The organism is Microbacterium sp. WCS2018Hpa-23 (assembly GCF_031843845.1).
Classification (GTDB): Bacteria; Actinomycetota; Actinomycetes; order Actinomycetales; family Microbacteriaceae; genus Microbacterium.
The window spans coordinates 30,330-45,953 of the sequence record NZ_JAVTIZ010000004.1 but is presented as its reverse complement, the minus strand read 5'-3'; the positions used below and the strand labels follow the sequence as shown (position 1 = coordinate 45,953).

Sequence of the window (15,624 nt, the reverse complement as noted above, 5' to 3'; positions counted from 1 at the left end):
GCTCGCCCTTCGGGCCACGGACAGGCCTCGTCATCTGACCCCGAGGTGTCCACCGTGCTCGATTCCGCCTTCACACCCCTGGTGGTGCCGCGCGTGGGCGAGACGCCGATCGACATCCGCAGCGAGGCAGATCGCGCACGCACCCGCGGATACGCCGACGGATTCGCCGAGGGACGCCGTCTCGCGCTCGACGAAGCCGAGGTGGCGCAGCATGCGCATCAGCAGCGGATGCAGGAGCTCCAGGAGCTGTACCTGCACGAGCGAGGCTCGGCGCTCCGCGCACTGGAGGCCGCGCAGGTACTCCTGGACCACCGGATCGACGAGCTGAGCCTGCTCACGGCGGATCGGATCGAAGGGCTCGCCGTGGAGCTCGCCACGACCATCCTCGGAGCCGAGCTGTCGGATCCGGCACGATCGGCCGCCCACGCGGTGCGACGCGCGATCGCGGAGATGCCCGTCGACCGCTGGACGCGCGCGTCGTTCAGCGAGCAGGACCTGCAGACCCTCCGGTCGGACCCTCCGGCGATCGATCCGTTGCAGGGGGTCGACATCGTCGGCTCGCATGCGGTGGACCCGGGAGGTGCGATCGTCGAGATCGAGGACGGCGCCGTCGACACGAGGATCACCGAGGCCCTCGCCCGCGCCGCGGCAGCGCATCGCGGTGCTGACGAGCTCGGTGACGAGCTCGGCGGCGAGGTGATCACGTGACTGCCGCGACGAGGTCATGGCAGCGGGTCCTCGACGCCGCGAAGGCCGAACGCTCAGGCACGGTGAAGGCCGTGCGAGGGCTCGGCGTCGAGGTGCTCGGCATCGATGCCGCCGTCGGCGACCGCATCCGCATCGATGCGGCGCACGGCAGATCGGTCGATGCGGAGATCGTCGCCGTCGATGGAGCCTCAGCAAGATGCATGCCGCTCGGCCGTCTCGACGGCATCACGGCCCGCGCCCGCGTGCGTCACGGGGGAGCGCCGCTGCAGGTGCCGACCGGACGGGCTCTGCTCGGTCGTGTGCTGGACGGTCTCGGTCGCCCCATCGACGGCAAGGGGCCGCTCGAGCGGACCACGACGCTCGTGTCGCTCGACCACGACGCTCCGAGCATCATGGATCGTCAGCGCATCGACAGCCAGCTCGGCCTGGGCGTGCGGGTGCTCGACACCATGACGCCGGTGGGCACCGGACAGCGACTCGGCCTCTTCGCCGGCTCCGGGGTGGGAAAGTCGTCGCTCATGTCGATGATCGCCCGCGGCTCGACCGCAGACGTCAACGTCATCGCTCTCGTCGGCGAGCGCGGGCGCGAGGTGCGGGAGTTCCTCGAAGACGATCTGGGACCTGAAGGTCTCGCCCGCTCGGTCGTGGTGGTCGCGACGTCTGACCAGCCGGCCATGGCGCGACTGCGGTCCGCGTTCGTCGCGACGCGTATCGCCGAGGCGTTCCGAGACGACGGCCTCGACGTCGTGCTCATGATGGATTCGCTGACCCGCGTCGCGATGGCGCAGCGCGAGATCGGCCTGAGCGCCGGCGAACCGCCTGCCACACGCGGCTACCCGCCATCGACGTTCTCGGTTCTCGCCCGCCTGCTGGAGCGCGCAGGAACAGGGCAGGTCGGATCGATCACGGGTCTCTACACGGTGCTCGTCGACGGCGACGACCACAACGAACCGATCGCGGATGCCGCGAGGGGAATCCTCGACGGACACGTCGTGCTCGACCGAGCGCTGGCCATCCGCGGACACTTCCCGGCCGTCGACGTGCTCGGCTCGGTATCGCGTGTGGTGTCGAAGATCACCACCGCCGAGCAGAGACAGAACGCCGTGACCCTGCGGAGCGTGCTGGCCGCTCGTCGCAGCGCGAACGACCTGATCGACATCGGCGCCTATCGGCCGGGGGCGAATCCGCTGGTGGATGCCGCACTCACGCATGAAGCCACCATCTCGCGTTTCCTCATGCAGCGGATGGACGATCTCACGGCATCCGACGACTCTTGGCGGCAGCTCGCCGCCCTCACCACCGATTTCGGAGGACTCACCCCATGACCTTCCCCCTGGCCGGTCTTCTCCGGGTGCGAGGCGCCCAGGAGCGTGTCGCCGCCGAGCGGCTCTCCCGCGCGAGCGCCGAGCGTGCGCATGCCGAAGCCGCCGAGCAGAGCGCGATCTCGAGCCTCGCCGACATCAGCGCGCAGATCGACGACCCCCGCGCGCTGATGGCCATGGCTGCTGCCCGGTCCGCGGGTCGCAGCACTCTCAGCGACCTGCAGGCACTCGTCGACATGCGGCGAGGCGCCGAGTCGGAGGCGAAGTCCGCCCATGTCGATGCCCGCCGCGAGCTCAAGGGTCTCGAGCGCCTCGAGAGCACTCACCGGGTCGAATCCGCCAAGGCGGAGCTCGCCGCGGAGCAGACGGCTCTCGACGAGATCGCCGTGGTGCGCACCTCACGCCGAGAGGGGAGCGCCGCATGAGCGGCCTCGCCTCCGTGATCGCGCGCGTCGACGCGATCGAGAGCCAGATCGTCTCACTCGATCCGGCGGCTCGGGCAGCGGCTGCGACAGCGACTGAGTCGACCGCTGAGGCGGGCGCGACGAGTGCGGCCAGCGCGGCGACGTTCTCGGGCGTGCTCGAGGCGGCGAAGGCGGCCTCCTCCACCGAGACGACGACCCTCACGTCAGCGGCGGGTGCGGCGACGGATGCCACGTCGAGCGCGAACAACGCCGAGCTCGTCTCGGCTCTGCAGACGCTGTTCTCGGCGAACACATCGGGCTCGGCAGGATCTGCTGCGTCGATGCCGAAGCTCATCGAGATGCTCGGATGACCGCGGTGAGCCTGTTCGCGGTCTCGCTCGGCACCCCGACCGACGGTGAGGGCGCTGGGCGCGCGGCCGGCGACTCGGGATCACGGTTCGGAGACGCGCTGACCGCCGCGGGCCAGATGCTCGTCGGTGCTGACGGCGAGTCCGCGATGTCTCCCGGTGCGAAGGGGGAGAGCGACGCGGATCCCGGTGACGGGAGGCCGGGCGCCTCATCCGACACCTCGCTCGAGGGGGATGCCGCCTCCACCGCCCTGCTCGGGCTCGCGGCCCCGCTGCGTCCCGTCGCACCGGACGCACAGGCGACGGTGGACTCGGATGAGCACGAGGGCGGCTCCGAGCAGTCGCTGCTCGCAGCGGTCGCAGGCGTCGAGACGTCCACGGCACCGGTAACGGAGCAGTCGCTCGTCGAGGTGCAGCCGGAGGGCGAGCCCGTGCCCGCGACCGCGAGCGCGACACCGCCCGCAGCCGCAGCCGCAGCCGCCCCAACCGCCGGAGCCGCAGCCGCACCGGTCGACGGTGGGGCCGGCGACGCCGCATCCTCTGCTCCGGCACTCGCATCCTCCACGTCAGCCCCCGACGCACCCGGGGCGCAGCCCTCGCCCGGAGCGCAGTCCCCGGGCGCATCCGCCGGACGGACTGCTCCGGCTCCCACTCCTGACCTCGCGGTGGCGTCCTCCGGGTTCACCGGAGCCGGGAATGCGTCAGGGGCGAACGCGCCGTTGAGCGAGACATCCGCGCGGATGGATTCCGGTGAACGTGCACCGTCGAGCCAGCCCGCTCCGAGCATCGCACCCCTCGCTCCACCCCAGACCGCCGTGACGGCTGCGACCCCCGTGTCGACCCCGGAGACCGCGTTCGCGAACCGCGCCGTCGCCGCCCAGGTGTCGCCGGTGGTCGTGAGCGTCGCCCAGCGACCGATGGGAACCCACCACCTCACCATGACGGTGAACCCCGACAGCCTCGGACCGGTCACCGTGCGTGCGCACATCAGCGCGAGCGGTGAGGTGCAGGTCGAGCTCAGCGGTGCCACGGATGCGGGGCGCGATGCCCTGCGCGGCATCCTCGTCGATCTGCGCCGGGACCTGGCCGCAGCGATGCCGCACGCCACGCTGAGCCTCACCCAGACCTCCGCAGCGGACGCGAACGGCGACCGCAGCGGCCAGGGCGCGGGCGACACCGCCGGAGACCGGGGCAGCGCCGACCGCGACGCGAGTCGCGGACGTTCGGAACAGCGCCCCGGTGCCGAGCGAGCGCCTGACCTTCCCCGCATCATCCAGACCACACCCCACGCCGCCGTCGGCGCGGGTCTCGACATCTTCGCCTGAGAGGACGACCGCATGACCGTCGACGCAGTGAGCGCTCCGAGCTCGATCTACACAGGAGGCACGACCGACCCCGCCGCGCGCAAGCAGGTGCTGGACGGCGAGGTGTTCCTGAAGCTCCTGGTGACCCAGCTGACCCACCAGGATCCGTCGAGTCCGATGGACACCAACGAGATGATCTCGCAGACGACCCAGCTCGCCATGATGGAGCAGCTCACCGCCCTCGCGGACAACGGCGCCGAGGCCTTCGCCCTGAACATGCGTCAGGCCGCGAGCGCGCTCATCGGCCAGGAGGCGAGCTACAAGGATGCCGACGGCAAGACGCTCTCGGGCGTCGTCACCAAGGTGTCGTTCGACGGGCCCATTCCGCAGGTGACGATCGGCGACAAGACCGTCGCCCTCGATGCCATCACCGGCGTCACCTCCAAGACCACCCCTGCCGTGCCGAACCCGGCCGCAGCCTGACCTCCGTCTCACACAGGAAGAGAGAATCACATGCTTCGCTCGCTCTACTCCGGCATCTCCGGACTCCGCTCGCACCAGACCATGCTCGACGTGACCGGCAACAACATCGCCAACGTCAACACGGCGGGCTTCAAGGGCTCGTCCGTGCTGTTCCAGGACTCGCTGTCTCAGCTCATCGGCAACCCGGGCATCCCCGACGACGAGGTCGGCGGCCGCAACCCCGCGCAGGTCGGCCTCGGTGTGCAGGTCGCCGGAGTGCGCACGAACTTCGCGCAGGGTTCGGCCCAGGCCACAGGGCGCGGGGGAGACCTGATGATCTCGGGCGACGGGTTCTTCGCCGTCCGCTCGGGCGGAGAGACGCTGTACACCCGTGCGGGCGGCTTCTCGTTCGACCCGACGGGCAAGATGGTCACCGCCGACGGCGCCGTCGTCCAGGGGTGGTCGGCGCAGAACGGCGTCGTCAACACCGGTCAGGCGACGGGGAACATCGTGCTTCCGCTCGACGCGGTCTCACCGGCGAAGGCGACGACCGGCGCCACCGTGACCGGCAACCTCCCCTCGACCGCGGCAGACGGTGACGAGCTCGTCCGCGACGTGACCGTCTACGACGCGCAGGGCACTCCGTCGACGCTGAGCCTGACGTTCACGAAGACCGCGACCGGTTGGGATGTCACGGAGCCCGTCAGCGGAGCGACCGGCTCGCTGACGTTCACCGACGGCAAGCAGGCGGGAGCCGGTCTCACACTGACGGCGGGCACCGTGAGCGTCGACCTCGGCGCGGTCACCGGCTACGCGAACATGTCGACCGTCGCCGTCTCGGAGCAGAACGGCTCGGCGGCCGGTTCGCTGAAGTCGTACAGCATCACAGGTGACGGATCGATCGTCGGCACGTTCAGCAACGGCGCCACCCAGACGCTCGGAAAGATCGCGATGGCGACCTTCGCGAACCCCGAGGGACTCGAGAAGGCCGGAGGCACGGCATACCGGGTCTCGGTGAACTCGGGAGCCGCGCGCATGGGGGAGCCGGGGCAGGCGGGCTTCGGCAACCTGGTGTCCGGCGCGCTGGAGATGAGCAACGTCGATCTCTCGCAGGAGTTCACCAACCTCATCGTCGCGCAGCGCGGGTTCCAGGCCAACGCGCGCATCATCACCACGAGCGATGAGGTCCTGCAGGAGCTCACCCAGCTGAAGCGCTGACTTCGACGAGCATTCAGGAACTCCGTGCTCGACGCCGTTTCCGGCAGGCTCCCCGCCGCGTGCGGGGGCCTTCGGAAACGCCGTCGCCGGGCGGTCGCGAGCGGAGACGTCAGCGGAGCATCTCGGCCTGGATTCGCCGATCGAGGTCGTCCAACTCGGCGAGAAGCTCCGCGGCCACCCAGACACGGTCTCGCTTGCGGCCGGTGATCTCCTGGATGAAGCCCCTGTCCGCAAGCTGAGCTATGGCCCTGTAGGTCTGCTGTTCAGAAGATCGCGAACGTCGATCTATCTCGGCTGCCGACATGACGGGATGGTCGTAGAACGCGGGGATCAACGCGGCGACAGCGGATCCGGCGCGCGGGCGGAGCTCGGCATCCCACTCCGCAGGCAACGCCTTGATGCGGGCGATGGACTCCCGTGAGCACAGGGCAGCGGCGCGCACCGACCTTGCGAAGAGATCGATGAGAGGCGTGGGATCGCCGCGCCGGTAGGCGCCGAGGGCTGCGAAGTAGTCATCGCGTCTTGCGAGAAGCCCGCTTGCGAGAGGGACCACGGCGTTGCGGGTGACCCCGCGCACCGATCATCGCACTTCTTACTAAGGTTTAGGCCTGCTAAACACGAATAGATGCGGCGTGCTCGTCTGTGGCACCGTCGAGAGACGCGGCCCGCCCCTGGTTACCGGGGGCGGGCCGCGTCGCGATAGTCGGGGCAGACTTCCCCCTCTCGTCCGAAGCCCGGAGACCCCGCGATGATCATCGTCACCCGCCTCGACCGCACCCGGTTCGCGTTGAACCCCGACCTGATCGAGCGCATCCACTCGTCGCCGGACACGACTCTGCACATGGTCGACGGCAAGGTCTACGTCATCGAGGAGACGCTCGACGCGGTGATCGACCTGATCGTCGCCTACCGGGCACGCGTCCTCGGTGCGGCCCACGCGCTGACCCCGCAGACTGGGGCGTGACGGTGGATCCCGCGTTCATCATCGGCGTCATCCTGGCGTTCGGCGCTCTCGTCGCGATGATCACGATGGAGGGCGCGAGCTTCGAGGCGCTGCTCATCCCCGCCCCGATGATCCTGGTGCTCGGTTCGACCATCGGCGTGGGTATCGCGAGCCACACGCTGCGCGACACCATCCTCGCGGTGCAGAGCCTCGGGCGCACGGTGCGCGGGCCGAAGATGACTCCGGAGGCGGTGATCCCGTTCCTGGTCGGCTACGCCGAGAAGGCGCGTGGCGAGGGCCTTCTCGCGCTCGAGCAGGAGCTCGACGGCGCACCGGACGCGTTCACCCGGCAGGCGCTTCAGGCGCTCGCAGACGGCACGGACGCCGAGGACCTGCAGATGGTGATGGACGACGAGATCGCGGCCACCTCGTCTCGCAACCGCGTCGCCTCGAAGTTCTTCGGCTCTCTGGGCGGCTACGCGCCGACGATCGGCATCGTCGGCACGGTCGTCTCCCTCACCCACGTGCTCGAGAAGCTCGACGAGCCCGACCACCTCGGCCCCATGATCGCCGCCGCGTTCGTGGCCACGCTGTGGGGTCTGCTGTCGGCCAACTTCATCTGGAACCCGATCGCCGGTCGACTCAATCGCATCGGTGCGGTCGAGCTCGAGCGGATGACACTGGTGTCCGAGGGCATGCTCGCGATCCAGGCGGGGAGCGCACCGCACCTGCTGCAGGAGCGTCTCGAGGCGCTGTCGAGCGTCAAGCCGAAGGCCAAGAAGCAGAAGCGGGAGCAGGAGTCTTCCGTGGAGGACATCCTGTGAGCCCGGCCCGCCGCGCGCGCGGCCGCGGGCATGAGGACGACTCGCACGACGAGCCGGACGAGCGCTGGGCCGTGTCGTACGCCGACATGGTGACCGTCCTGATGTGCCTGTTCATCGTGCTTTTCGCAGTCTCCAACGTCGACAAGACGAAGTTCGAGATGCTCGCCAACAGCCTCGCGACGGGGTTCGGCCAGGAGAGCACCGAAGGCGGAGCCGACAGCGCTGAGGGGCTGATCGTCCCGCCCGAGCTGCAGGATGACGACGGCGTGGTCGATCTCGCCGCCCGAGCCGCTGCCGAGTACGAGTCGTTGGAAGAGCTGCGTGATCGGATGAGTTCCGCCCTGGCCGCCCAAGGACTTCAGGACACCGTCTCGTTCGTGATAGACGACCGCGGGCTGCAGGTCGGGCTGGTCGGCGCCGAGACGTTCTTCGCCGACAACAGCACCGAGCTCTCGGCGAAGGCGGATGCCGTGCTCAACGCGATCGGCGACGTGCTCGTCACGGTCGACAACCAGGTCAGCGTGGAAGGGCACGCCGACCACCGCGTGTCGGCCGCACCGTTCGCCACCAACTGGGAGCTCTCCGGAGGGCGTGCCACACAGGTGGCGAGATTCCTCGTCGAGCACGAGGGCGTCGGCGGGCCGCGGGTGAAGGCGACCGCGTTCTCGGACACACGACCGATCGTGCAGGGAGACAGCCCGCAGGCCCTGGCCAGCAACAGACGCGTCGACATCGTCGTCGAGTCCACCGAGGAAGAGCAGGTGCGAGCGCTGATCCCGGCCCTCGCAGCTGCCGCAGCGACGAGCTGAGCACACGTGAAAACCACCGTCGAGGAGACACCCATGACCGCAGCCGCCGTGCTTGAGGACCCGGCCGCGCGCTACCCCGCATACGACTTCGGCCGCCCCGCCCAGCTCGGACGGGAGAGCACCCGGCACCTGGAGGCGGCATTCGAGTCGTTCGCGCGCCTGTGGTCGTCGCAGCTGACGGCGAAGATCCGTGTGCGCGCCCATCTGACGCTCGAGTCCGTCGACCTGGTGTCGTACGAAGAGTACGCCGATACGCTGCCCGGCACGACGGCCATGGTGGCCGGTGCCTTCGCGGACCGCGAAGAGCCCTGCGTGGTGCAGTTCGGTCTCGACAGCGCGCTTCTGTGGGTCGTGCAGATGATGGGCGGGCGCAGCACCTCCCTGCCCGAGGCGCGGACGTTCACCCCGATCGAGCTGGCGCTCGTCCGCAACCTCATGGAGGGCACGTTCGAGCACCTCCACGCGAGCCTCGACGCACTGCTCCCCGGGGCGCCACGATTCAGCGCCGTGCACTACAACCCGCAGTACATGCAGGTGATCGCAGCGACCGCCGCGGTCATCGTCGCGCGGTACACGATGCATCTCGGCGATGCCGAGACGACGGCGACGGTCATGCTCCCGGCATCCGCCGTCGTCGACCGCCTGGCCGCAACAGGGTCGGATGCGGGCTCCGCCCACACGGCAGAGCAGACGCTGGAGCAGCTGCGCAGCACGCCGATGGAGATCACACTGCGCCTGGCGCCCATCACGATCGGCGCGGGTGAGGTGCTCGACCTCGCGCCCGGCGATCTGCTGCGCCTGCCGCATCCGGAGACGAGACCGTACGAGCTCGTGGCAGGGGAGACCCGGATTGCCCTCGCCACCCCTGGGAGCAGAGGCTCGCGCCTCACCTGCAAGATCACGACCACCCCTGAGGAGACCCACTGATGAGCACCTTCCACGAGACCGCCATCGCCGCGGCGATCGCCGGCAAGCTGCCGTTCGGCTACCCCGTCATCCCCGCACCCTCGACCGATCCCGGCGCATCCGGTGAGGCGGTCGCGGTCACCTTCGCAGGCAGCCCCGGGGCCCGCCTCGCGATCCAGGTCGTCGATCCGTCGCAGCTCGAGGACGGCTCGAAGAACGCTCCGCTGGCCGATCGACTGCATCCGATCTTCGAGGCGGCCGTCGCCGTACTCGGCAGCGGCGCGCTCGGTGACGGCGAACTGGTCGATGCCGCAGGCGTCTTCACCGACACCGGCACCCAGGTGTTCGACATGATCGACGCCGCGGGCAGCGTCGTCGCGCGGGCCGCGGTGCGCATCGACGGAGCGCGGGCCGCTGCGTCGTCGGGGCCGCAGCGCCTGAGCCGCATCGCCGGCGTCGAGATGGAGCTCGTGGTCGAGATCGGTCGCACGCGGATGCCGGTGCGCGACGTGCTGTCCCTCGAACCCGGCCGTGTCGTCGAACTCGACCGTGCGGCGGGCTCGCCTGCCGACATCAAGCTCAACGGCCGCCTGATCGGGCACGGCACCGTCGTGGTCGCCGAGGGCGACTTCGCCATCCGTGTCGAGCGCATCCTCGACGGCGCAGAGGTCGTCTGACCCATGGACGACATCCTCGTCGCGCTCCGTGCGATCGTCGCCCTGGGAGCGGTACTCGGTCTGCTGCTGTTCCTCAGCCGTCGGCTGCAGAAGTCGCAGGCGAGGGGAGTGAGCCCGCTCGCGGGGTTGATGCCGAAGAAGCTCGCCCGGCTCACCGAGCTCAGGCCGTCGCGCCCGGCGGCGGGCCCGAAGCCGCGGCCCGAGAAGATCACGGTCGTCGCGCGGTCGGGCATCGGCGGGAAGGCGCAGCTCGTGGTCGCCGAGTTCGGGGGCATCCGCTACGTCCTCGGTGTGACCGAGCACGGGATCAACGTCGTCGACACGCAGGAGGCGCCTCCCGTCGAGGAGGAATCGACGACGGAGGAGTCACCTGTCGTCGACGACCTGTCGAACGACATCGTCGACAGGGCGCTCAAGTCCGTCGCCTGACGCCGACCGGCGCTGGGCAACCGCCTCACGGTTACGCGCACGCCGTCGTGTCGCGATAGTCGACTGCGAGCACGGATCGCTCGCCCCCCTGGCTACGGATCGGCCACGTCACCCATCTTCGGAGTGCCGCCGTGCCCGTATCCGCCGCCGCTGCCACCGCGCCGCTCGCGCGTGCGCCGCGCCTGCCGCGACGCGCGTGGATGCTGATCGCAGCAGGCCTCGGCGTCGCGGCCGTCCTGGTGGTGCTCGACGCGACGGGCGCGAACGCGGCATCCGCCCTCGTCCCTATGGAGACCGGTGACGGCGAGGGCGTGACGATCAACGGCATCAACGGCACGCCGTCGGACAGCATCATGACGCTGCTCGGGATCACGGTCCTCAGTGTCGCCCCCGCGCTGCTGCTGATGATGTCGAGCTTCACCAAGATCTTCGTGGTGCTGGCCCTCACCCGCAACGCGCTCTCGCTGCCCTCGATCCCCCCGAACCAGGTGCTGGCAGGTCTCAGCCTCTTCCTGACCCTGTTCATCATGTGGCCCGTGCTGACTGACATCAACACGGTCGCCGTCAGCCCGTTCACGGAAGGGCAGATCGATTTCGGCCGCGCGTTCGAGCTCGCCCAGGAACCGCTGCGAGAGTGGATGCTCTCGTACACGCGCGAAGAGGACATCGCCCTGATGTACCGGGCCGCGCAGATGGACAACCCGACCGACCCCGCCAGCATCCCGCTGCAGACCCTCGTGCCGGCCTTCATGATCAGCGAGCTGCGGGCCGCCTTCCTGATCGGGTTCATCATCTTCGTCCCGTTCCTCGTCATCGACCTGGTCGTCGCCAGTGCGCTGATGTCGATGGGAATGATGATGCTCCCGCCGGTGATGATCTCGCTGCCGTTCAAGATCCTGCTGTTCCTGCTCATCGACGGCTGGGGCATGGTCATCACCGCGCTCGTGCAGTCGTACAACGGGGGTGGCTGATGAACCCGGAAGCAGTCATCGACATCGGACAGGCGGCGCTCATCGTCGGCGCGAAGCTCTGTGCCCCGCTTCTGATCACGGCGCTCGTGGTCGGCTTCGCGATCTCGCTGCTGCAGTCGATCACCCAGGTGCAGGAGATGACCATCTCGTTCGTGCCCAAGCTCGTCGCCGTGGGCATCGCGCTGTTGATCAGCGGGCACTGGATGATCGCCGAGATGATCGCCTTCTCGAACGAGATGTTCGCGCGGATACCGTCGCTGCTGAACGGCGGCTGATGAACATCCCCATCGACTTCACCTGGCTCGAGGCCACGTCGCTCGCGTGCGTGCGCATCACGGCCTTCCTGGTGCTCGCGCCACCGTTCAGCCACGGCACGATCCCGATGAGAGTCAGGGCGATGCTGGGCGTCGGGCTCGCCCTCGCCGTGTCGCCGGTGGTGACCGCGGGCTACGAACGTCTCGACACCGGGGGATTCATGCTCGCTCTGGCGGGCCAGGCCCTCACGGGGGCACTGCTCGGATTCCTGGTGATGGTGCTCTTCAGCGCCATCCAGGGCGCCGGCCATCTGGTCGACACTTTCGGCGGGTTCCAGATGGCGCAGGCGTTCGACCCGGGCATGGCGATCAACGGCGCCCAGTTCACGCGGCTCTTCCAGATGACCGCGATCATGCTGCTCTTCGCCTCCGACGGGTACCAGCTCGTGCTCGGCGGTCTGTTCCGCTCGTTCGATGCCGTGCCGGTGACCGGGATGATCGACCTGGGCAAGCCGGCGGAGGCGCTGGTGGGAGCCGCCGGGCAGATGATGCTCAGCGCCGTGCAGATCGCGGGTCCCCTGCTGATCGTGCTCTTCCTCGCCGACGTCGGGCTCGGTCTCGTCAGCCGGGTCGCACCCGCACTGAACGCGTTCGCGATGGGCTTCCCGGTCAAGATCGGTCTGACGCTGCTGCTCGTGGGCTTCGTCTACGCCGCGCTTCCCAGTGTCGTCGCGGTCATCGCCGAAGACGCGGCGAAGCTCCTGCTGGGGGTGACCAGATGAGCGAGACCGACAGCGGCGAGCGCACCGAGAAGGCGACCGACCGTCGCCTCAAGGAGGCACGCAGGAAGGGCCAGATCGGCCGAAGCCAGGACTTCACCGCGTGGGTGTGCATCGCCGCCGCCGCGGTGATGATGGTGCCGACGATCTCGTCGGGCACGCAGGTGCTCACGGAGCTGTTCCTGGCCGTGACACCGGTGGCGAAGAACCCCACAGACGGGGCCGCACTGGATGTGCTGGGTTCTGCGATCTCCTCGCTCGGCGGCATCCTGCTGCCGATGCTGGCGGTCGTGCTGCTCGCGACCACGGCGACGGCTGTCGCCCAGGGCGGCATCCACCTGCGCGGCGTGACGATGCGCACCGAGCAGTTCAACATCGTGTCGGGTCTCAAGCGCGTGTTCGGCCAGCAGGCTCTGTGGGAGGGCGCGAAGGCGCTCCTCAAGACGGCCGCCATCGGCGTCGCACTGTGGATCGTCGTATCGGGTCTCGTGCCCGTGCTGATGGCGAGCGGCAGCCACAACATCACGTGGCTTCTCGAGCAGGCCGCCGGGGGAGCGGTGTCGCTGCTGCAGGTCGCCGTGGCCGTGGGCATCCTGTTGGCGGCGATCGATGTCGCCGTGGTCATGCGACGCAATCGCAAGCACACGCACATGACCAAGAACGAGGCGAAGGACGAGCACAAGAAGAGCGAGGGCGATCCGCTCGTGCGCTCCCAGCGCCGTTCGCGGCAGCTCGCGATGAGCCGCAACCGGATGATCGCCGCGGTCGGCGACAGCGACGTCGTGTTGGTGAACCCCACGCACGTGGCTGTGGCGCTGCGGTACGAGCCGGGCAAGTCCGCCCCGCGGGTCGTGGCGAAGGGCGCGGGCATCGTCGCGCAGAAGATCCGCGAGAAGGCCGAGGAGGCCGGTGTCCCGATGGTCCGCGACATCCCGCTGGCGCGCGCCCTGCACTCGGCATGCGACATCGGCCGCGAGATCCCCGAGGAGCTGTACACCGCGGTGGCGCAGGTATTGGCCTTCATCGAGCACCTCAAGCGTCGCGGATCGGCGCGAGGCACCCACACGATGCCCTTCGACAGCACCAGGGATCGCGGCCTCTGAGCCGCCGGATCCGCATCTGGACGAGTAGAGAGAACGAGAAGACGCATGATCGGTCAGATCCTGTCCAAGGGCGCGGTGCCCGTGGGCGTCGTGGGCATCATCCTCCTGCTCATCATCCCGATCCCGACGGGACTGCTCGACGTCCTCATCGTGCTGAACATCTCGTTCGCATTGCTGATCCTCCTCACCGCGATGTTCGTGAAGAAGCCGCTCGACTTCTCGGTGTTCCCGAGCCTGCTGCTGGTCGCCACCCTGTTCCGACTCGGCCTCAACGTCGCCTCCACCCGTCTCGTTCTCAGCGAGGCGCACGCCGGGCAGGTGATCCAGGCGTTCGGGCAGATCACGATCAGCGGATCGCTCGTGATCGGCGCGGTGATCTTCCTGATCCTCACCGTCATCCAGTTCGTGGTGGTGACGAAGGGTGCCGAGCGCGTCGCCGAAGTCGGCGCGCGCTTCACCCTCGACGCCATGCCCGGCAAGCAGATGGCCATCGACGCCGACCTCAATGCCGGGCTCATCACCGATACCGAGGCGCGCCGGCGTCGAGCCGAGGTGGCCGCAGAGGCCGACTTCTACGGCGCGATGGACGGTGCGTCGAAGTTCGTGAAGGGCGATGCGATCGCGGGCATCGTGATCGTCGTCATCAACTTCGTCGGCGGCATCATCATCGGCATGGTCCAGCACGGCATGGAGATGGGGGACGCGCTCGAGACCTACAGCATCCTCACCATCGGCGACGGCCTGGTCACACAGATCCCCGCGCTGCTGATGGCCGTGTCGACCGGCATGATCGTGACCCGCGAGAACGCGGAGAGCGAGATGGGGCAGGCAGCGGGCAGGCAGCTCATGCAGTCCCGCAACGCGCTGGTCATCACCGGGCTCGCGGCCATCGCGATGGGGTTCATCCCGGGGATGCCGCTGGTGGTGTTCCTGGCTATCGGGTGCGTGCTGCTGTTCGCCGCATCCCGGGTCAAGGCGAACGAGGATCGCGACGCCGCGCTCGAGGCCGACGCGCTGCAGCAGGAGGCCGTCGAGGCGGGTGTCGAGGGGCCCCAAGAGCTGATGGACCGGATGCGCGTGCATGCCCTCGAGATCTCGCTCTCGCCCGACATCGTCGATCTGGCCTCCGGGGGAGCGGGTGACCTGCTCACCCGTGTGAAGTCGCTGCGGCGAAAGCTCGCCCTCGACATCGGGATCCTGATGCCGCCGGTGCGGACGAGGGACAACATCGACCTGCCGGCTCAGACCTACTCGATCCTGATCGCCGGGGTCGAGGCGGGCCGCGGATCCGTGCCGCGAGGGCATGTGCTCGCGATCGGCACGGGACTGGAGCAGCTGCCGGGGTCCGCGGTCGTGGATCCGGTCTTCGGTCTCGAGGGCAAGTGGGTGCCCGCCGAGATGTCGCACGCCGCCGACATGGCCGGCGCCACCGTGATCGACCGCGCGAGCGTGATCATCACGCACCTCTCCGACATCGTGCAGAGCCAGGCCGACCGCCTGCTCTCGCTCGAGGACGTCCGTCAGCTGACCGAGCACCTCAAGCAGTCGAGCCCCGCGACCGTCGAGGAGTTGACGCCGGCCGTGCTGTCGCTCGCCGGCATTCAGCGGGTCCTTGCAGGCCTTCTGGCCGAGCGGGTGCCGATCAACGACCTCGCCCGCATCTATGAGGCTCTCGCCTTGCGCGGAAAGACGTCGACCGAGACGGCGGGCCTGATCGATGCGGCACGAGCAGCTCTGGGCCCTGCGATCGCCGCACGATTCGCCGAAGACGGACGCATCCGCGTGGTGATGTTCGAGCCGATGCTCGAGCAGCAGATGCTCGAGGGGATGCGTGTGATCGACGGGAACCCGCAGATCGTGCTGACACCGGAGACGACGATGCACGTGCTCGAGAACGTCCGCCGAACGGTCGCCGAACTCGAGCAGGTCGGGCCGGAACCGGTGCTCGTGTGCGCGCCGTCGCTGCGCCAGGCCGTGCGCCGGATGGTCTCGTCACAGGTGAGTGGACTCCCCGTGCTCTCGTACGACGAGGCTGCAGCCGGAGGACTCGCGACCGACGTGGTCGGGGTGGTCCGGATGACGCAGTCCGCTCTGCCCAGCGCAGCGGTGTAGTGGCATAATCTGCTCATTTACGAGACGAGTG

General features: G+C 69.0%; 19 protein-coding genes. 18 read left to right on the top strand and 1 reads right to left on the bottom strand.

What is annotated here, in order from left to right:
- The first annotated feature begins 54 nt into the window (after positions 1-54).
- The 7 genes from RQG77_RS07670 to RQG77_RS07640 are packed head-to-tail and all read left to right on the top strand — an operon-like array spanning position 55 to position 5,786.
- Positions 55-708: a FliH/SctL family protein gene (locus RQG77_RS07670; protein WP_311244207.1), complete on the top strand. Its 654-nt coding sequence runs from the start codon at positions 55-57 to the stop codon at positions 706-708.
- Positions 705-2,033 (top strand): FliI/YscN family ATPase, encoded by a 1,329-nt coding sequence (locus RQG77_RS07665; protein ID WP_311244206.1) that lies wholly within the window; start codon positions 705-707, stop codon positions 2,031-2,033. The genes RQG77_RS07670 and RQG77_RS07665 overlap by 4 nt, the downstream gene beginning before the upstream one ends.
- A complete protein-coding gene (locus RQG77_RS07660) occupies positions 2,030-2,455 on the top strand; it encodes a hypothetical protein (protein ID WP_056307391.1) in 426 nt (141 codons plus the stop codon). Before RQG77_RS07665 ends, RQG77_RS07660 begins: the two co-directional genes overlap by 4 nt.
- On the top strand, positions 2,452-2,805 hold the full coding sequence (locus tag RQG77_RS07655) for a hypothetical protein (protein ID WP_311244205.1): 354 nt from the start codon (positions 2,452-2,454) through the stop codon (positions 2,803-2,805). The genes RQG77_RS07660 and RQG77_RS07655 overlap by 4 nt, the downstream gene beginning before the upstream one ends.
- The gene (locus RQG77_RS07650) at positions 2,802-4,127 is read left to right on the top strand and encodes a hypothetical protein (protein WP_311244204.1); all 1,326 of its coding nucleotides are present in this window, start codon (positions 2,802-2,804) and stop codon (positions 4,125-4,127) included. The genes RQG77_RS07655 and RQG77_RS07650 overlap by 4 nt, the downstream gene beginning before the upstream one ends.
- Before the next feature lie 12 nt (positions 4,128-4,139).
- Positions 4,140-4,589, top strand: coding sequence for a flagellar hook capping FlgD N-terminal domain-containing protein (locus tag RQG77_RS07645; protein ID WP_056307397.1), 450 nt, complete (start codon positions 4,140-4,142; stop codon positions 4,587-4,589).
- Positions 4,590-4,619: 30 nt separating this feature from the next.
- Positions 4,620-5,786, top strand: a complete 1,167-nt coding sequence (locus RQG77_RS07640; protein ID WP_120493589.1) for a flagellar hook protein FlgE — start codon at positions 4,620-4,622, stop codon at positions 5,784-5,786.
- Between the two features lie 109 nt (positions 5,787-5,895).
- On the opposite strand, the gene RQG77_RS07635 is transcribed toward RQG77_RS07640, so the two are convergent.
- Positions 5,896-6,363 carry a hypothetical protein gene (locus RQG77_RS07635; protein WP_311244203.1) on the bottom strand — a complete coding sequence of 156 codons (468 nt, stop codon included), beginning with the start codon at positions 6,361-6,363 and terminating at the stop codon, positions 5,896-5,898.
- Positions 6,364-6,534: 171 nt separating this feature from the next.
- Between RQG77_RS07635 and RQG77_RS07630 the strand changes: the two genes are divergently transcribed.
- From RQG77_RS07630 to RQG77_RS07580, 11 genes are all read left to right on the top strand, one after another.
- Positions 6,535-6,750 carry a flagellar FlbD family protein gene (locus RQG77_RS07630; RefSeq protein ID WP_311244202.1) on the top strand — a complete coding sequence of 72 codons (216 nt, stop codon included), beginning with the start codon at positions 6,535-6,537 and terminating at the stop codon, positions 6,748-6,750.
- The gene (locus RQG77_RS07625; protein ID WP_311244201.1) at positions 6,747-7,553 is read left to right on the top strand and encodes a MotA/TolQ/ExbB proton channel family protein; all 807 of its coding nucleotides are present in this window, start codon (positions 6,747-6,749) and stop codon (positions 7,551-7,553) included. Before RQG77_RS07630 ends, RQG77_RS07625 begins: the two co-directional genes overlap by 4 nt.
- Positions 7,550-8,362, top strand: a complete 813-nt coding sequence (locus RQG77_RS07620) for a flagellar motor protein MotB (protein WP_311244200.1) — start codon at positions 7,550-7,552, stop codon at positions 8,360-8,362. The genes RQG77_RS07625 and RQG77_RS07620 overlap by 4 nt, the downstream gene beginning before the upstream one ends.
- Positions 8,363-8,395: 33 nt before the next feature.
- Positions 8,396-9,289 (top strand): flagellar motor switch protein FliM, encoded by an 894-nt coding sequence (locus RQG77_RS07615; RefSeq protein WP_311244199.1) that lies wholly within the window; start codon positions 8,396-8,398, stop codon positions 9,287-9,289.
- Positions 9,289-9,945, top strand: coding sequence for a FliM/FliN family flagellar motor switch protein (locus RQG77_RS07610; RefSeq protein ID WP_311244198.1), 657 nt, complete (start codon positions 9,289-9,291; stop codon positions 9,943-9,945). Before RQG77_RS07615 ends, RQG77_RS07610 begins: the two co-directional genes overlap by 1 nt.
- A gap of 3 nt (positions 9,946-9,948) precedes the next feature.
- On the top strand, positions 9,949-10,374 hold the full coding sequence (locus RQG77_RS07605; RefSeq protein WP_311244197.1) for a flagellar biosynthetic protein FliO: 426 nt from the start codon (positions 9,949-9,951) through the stop codon (positions 10,372-10,374).
- 200 nt (positions 10,375-10,574) lie between these two features.
- On the top strand, positions 10,575-11,345 hold the full coding sequence (gene fliP / locus RQG77_RS07600; RefSeq protein WP_311244448.1) for a flagellar type III secretion system pore protein FliP: 771 nt from the start codon (positions 10,575-10,577) through the stop codon (positions 11,343-11,345).
- On the top strand, positions 11,345-11,620 hold the full coding sequence (fliQ, locus tag RQG77_RS07595) for a flagellar biosynthesis protein FliQ (protein WP_056307414.1): 276 nt from the start codon (positions 11,345-11,347) through the stop codon (positions 11,618-11,620). The genes fliP and fliQ overlap by 1 nt, the downstream gene beginning before the upstream one ends.
- Positions 11,620-12,381, top strand: coding sequence for a flagellar biosynthetic protein FliR (locus RQG77_RS07590; protein ID WP_056307416.1), 762 nt, complete (start codon positions 11,620-11,622; stop codon positions 12,379-12,381). The genes fliQ and RQG77_RS07590 overlap by 1 nt, the downstream gene beginning before the upstream one ends.
- Positions 12,378-13,481 carry a flagellar biosynthesis protein FlhB gene (locus tag RQG77_RS07585; protein ID WP_056307418.1) on the top strand — a complete coding sequence of 368 codons (1,104 nt, stop codon included), beginning with the start codon at positions 12,378-12,380 and terminating at the stop codon, positions 13,479-13,481. The genes RQG77_RS07590 and RQG77_RS07585 overlap by 4 nt, the downstream gene beginning before the upstream one ends.
- Before the next feature lie 45 nt (positions 13,482-13,526).
- Positions 13,527-15,593 carry a flagellar biosynthesis protein FlhA gene (locus RQG77_RS07580; protein ID WP_311244196.1) on the top strand — a complete coding sequence of 689 codons (2,067 nt, stop codon included), beginning with the start codon at positions 13,527-13,529 and terminating at the stop codon, positions 15,591-15,593.
- The last annotated feature ends 31 nt before the right edge of the window (positions 15,594-15,624 follow it).

Bases quoted from the DNA above. Each gene is read 5' to 3' on its own strand.
- RQG77_RS07660 (WP_056307391.1), top strand. From the start codon at position 2,030: ATGACCTTCCCCCTGGCCGGTCTTCTCCGGGTGCGAGGCGCCCAGGAG.
- RQG77_RS07655 (WP_311244205.1), top strand. From the start codon at position 2,452: ATGAGCGGCCTCGCCTCCGTGATCGCGCGCGTCGACGCGATCGAGAGC.
- RQG77_RS07650 (WP_311244204.1), top strand. From the start codon at position 2,802: ATGACCGCGGTGAGCCTGTTCGCGGTCTCGCTCGGCACCCCGACCGAC.
- RQG77_RS07645 (WP_056307397.1), top strand. From the start codon at position 4,140: ATGACCGTCGACGCAGTGAGCGCTCCGAGCTCGATCTACACAGGAGGC.
- RQG77_RS07640 (WP_120493589.1), top strand. From the start codon at position 4,620: ATGCTTCGCTCGCTCTACTCCGGCATCTCCGGACTCCGCTCGCACCAG.
- RQG77_RS07630 (WP_311244202.1), top strand. From the start codon at position 6,535: ATGATCATCGTCACCCGCCTCGACCGCACCCGGTTCGCGTTGAACCCC.
- RQG77_RS07615 (WP_311244199.1), top strand. From the start codon at position 8,396: ATGACCGCAGCCGCCGTGCTTGAGGACCCGGCCGCGCGCTACCCCGCA.
- RQG77_RS07610 (WP_311244198.1), top strand. From the start codon at position 9,289: ATGAGCACCTTCCACGAGACCGCCATCGCCGCGGCGATCGCCGGCAAG.
- RQG77_RS07605 (WP_311244197.1), top strand. From the start codon at position 9,949: ATGGACGACATCCTCGTCGCGCTCCGTGCGATCGTCGCCCTGGGAGCG.
- fliP (WP_311244448.1), top strand. From the start codon at position 10,575: ATGCTGATCGCAGCAGGCCTCGGCGTCGCGGCCGTCCTGGTGGTGCTC.
- fliQ (WP_056307414.1), top strand. From the start codon at position 11,345: ATGAACCCGGAAGCAGTCATCGACATCGGACAGGCGGCGCTCATCGTC.
- RQG77_RS07590 (WP_056307416.1), top strand. From the start codon at position 11,620: ATGAACATCCCCATCGACTTCACCTGGCTCGAGGCCACGTCGCTCGCG.
- RQG77_RS07585 (WP_056307418.1), top strand. From the start codon at position 12,378: ATGAGCGAGACCGACAGCGGCGAGCGCACCGAGAAGGCGACCGACCGT.
- RQG77_RS07580 (WP_311244196.1), top strand. From the start codon at position 13,527: ATGATCGGTCAGATCCTGTCCAAGGGCGCGGTGCCCGTGGGCGTCGTG.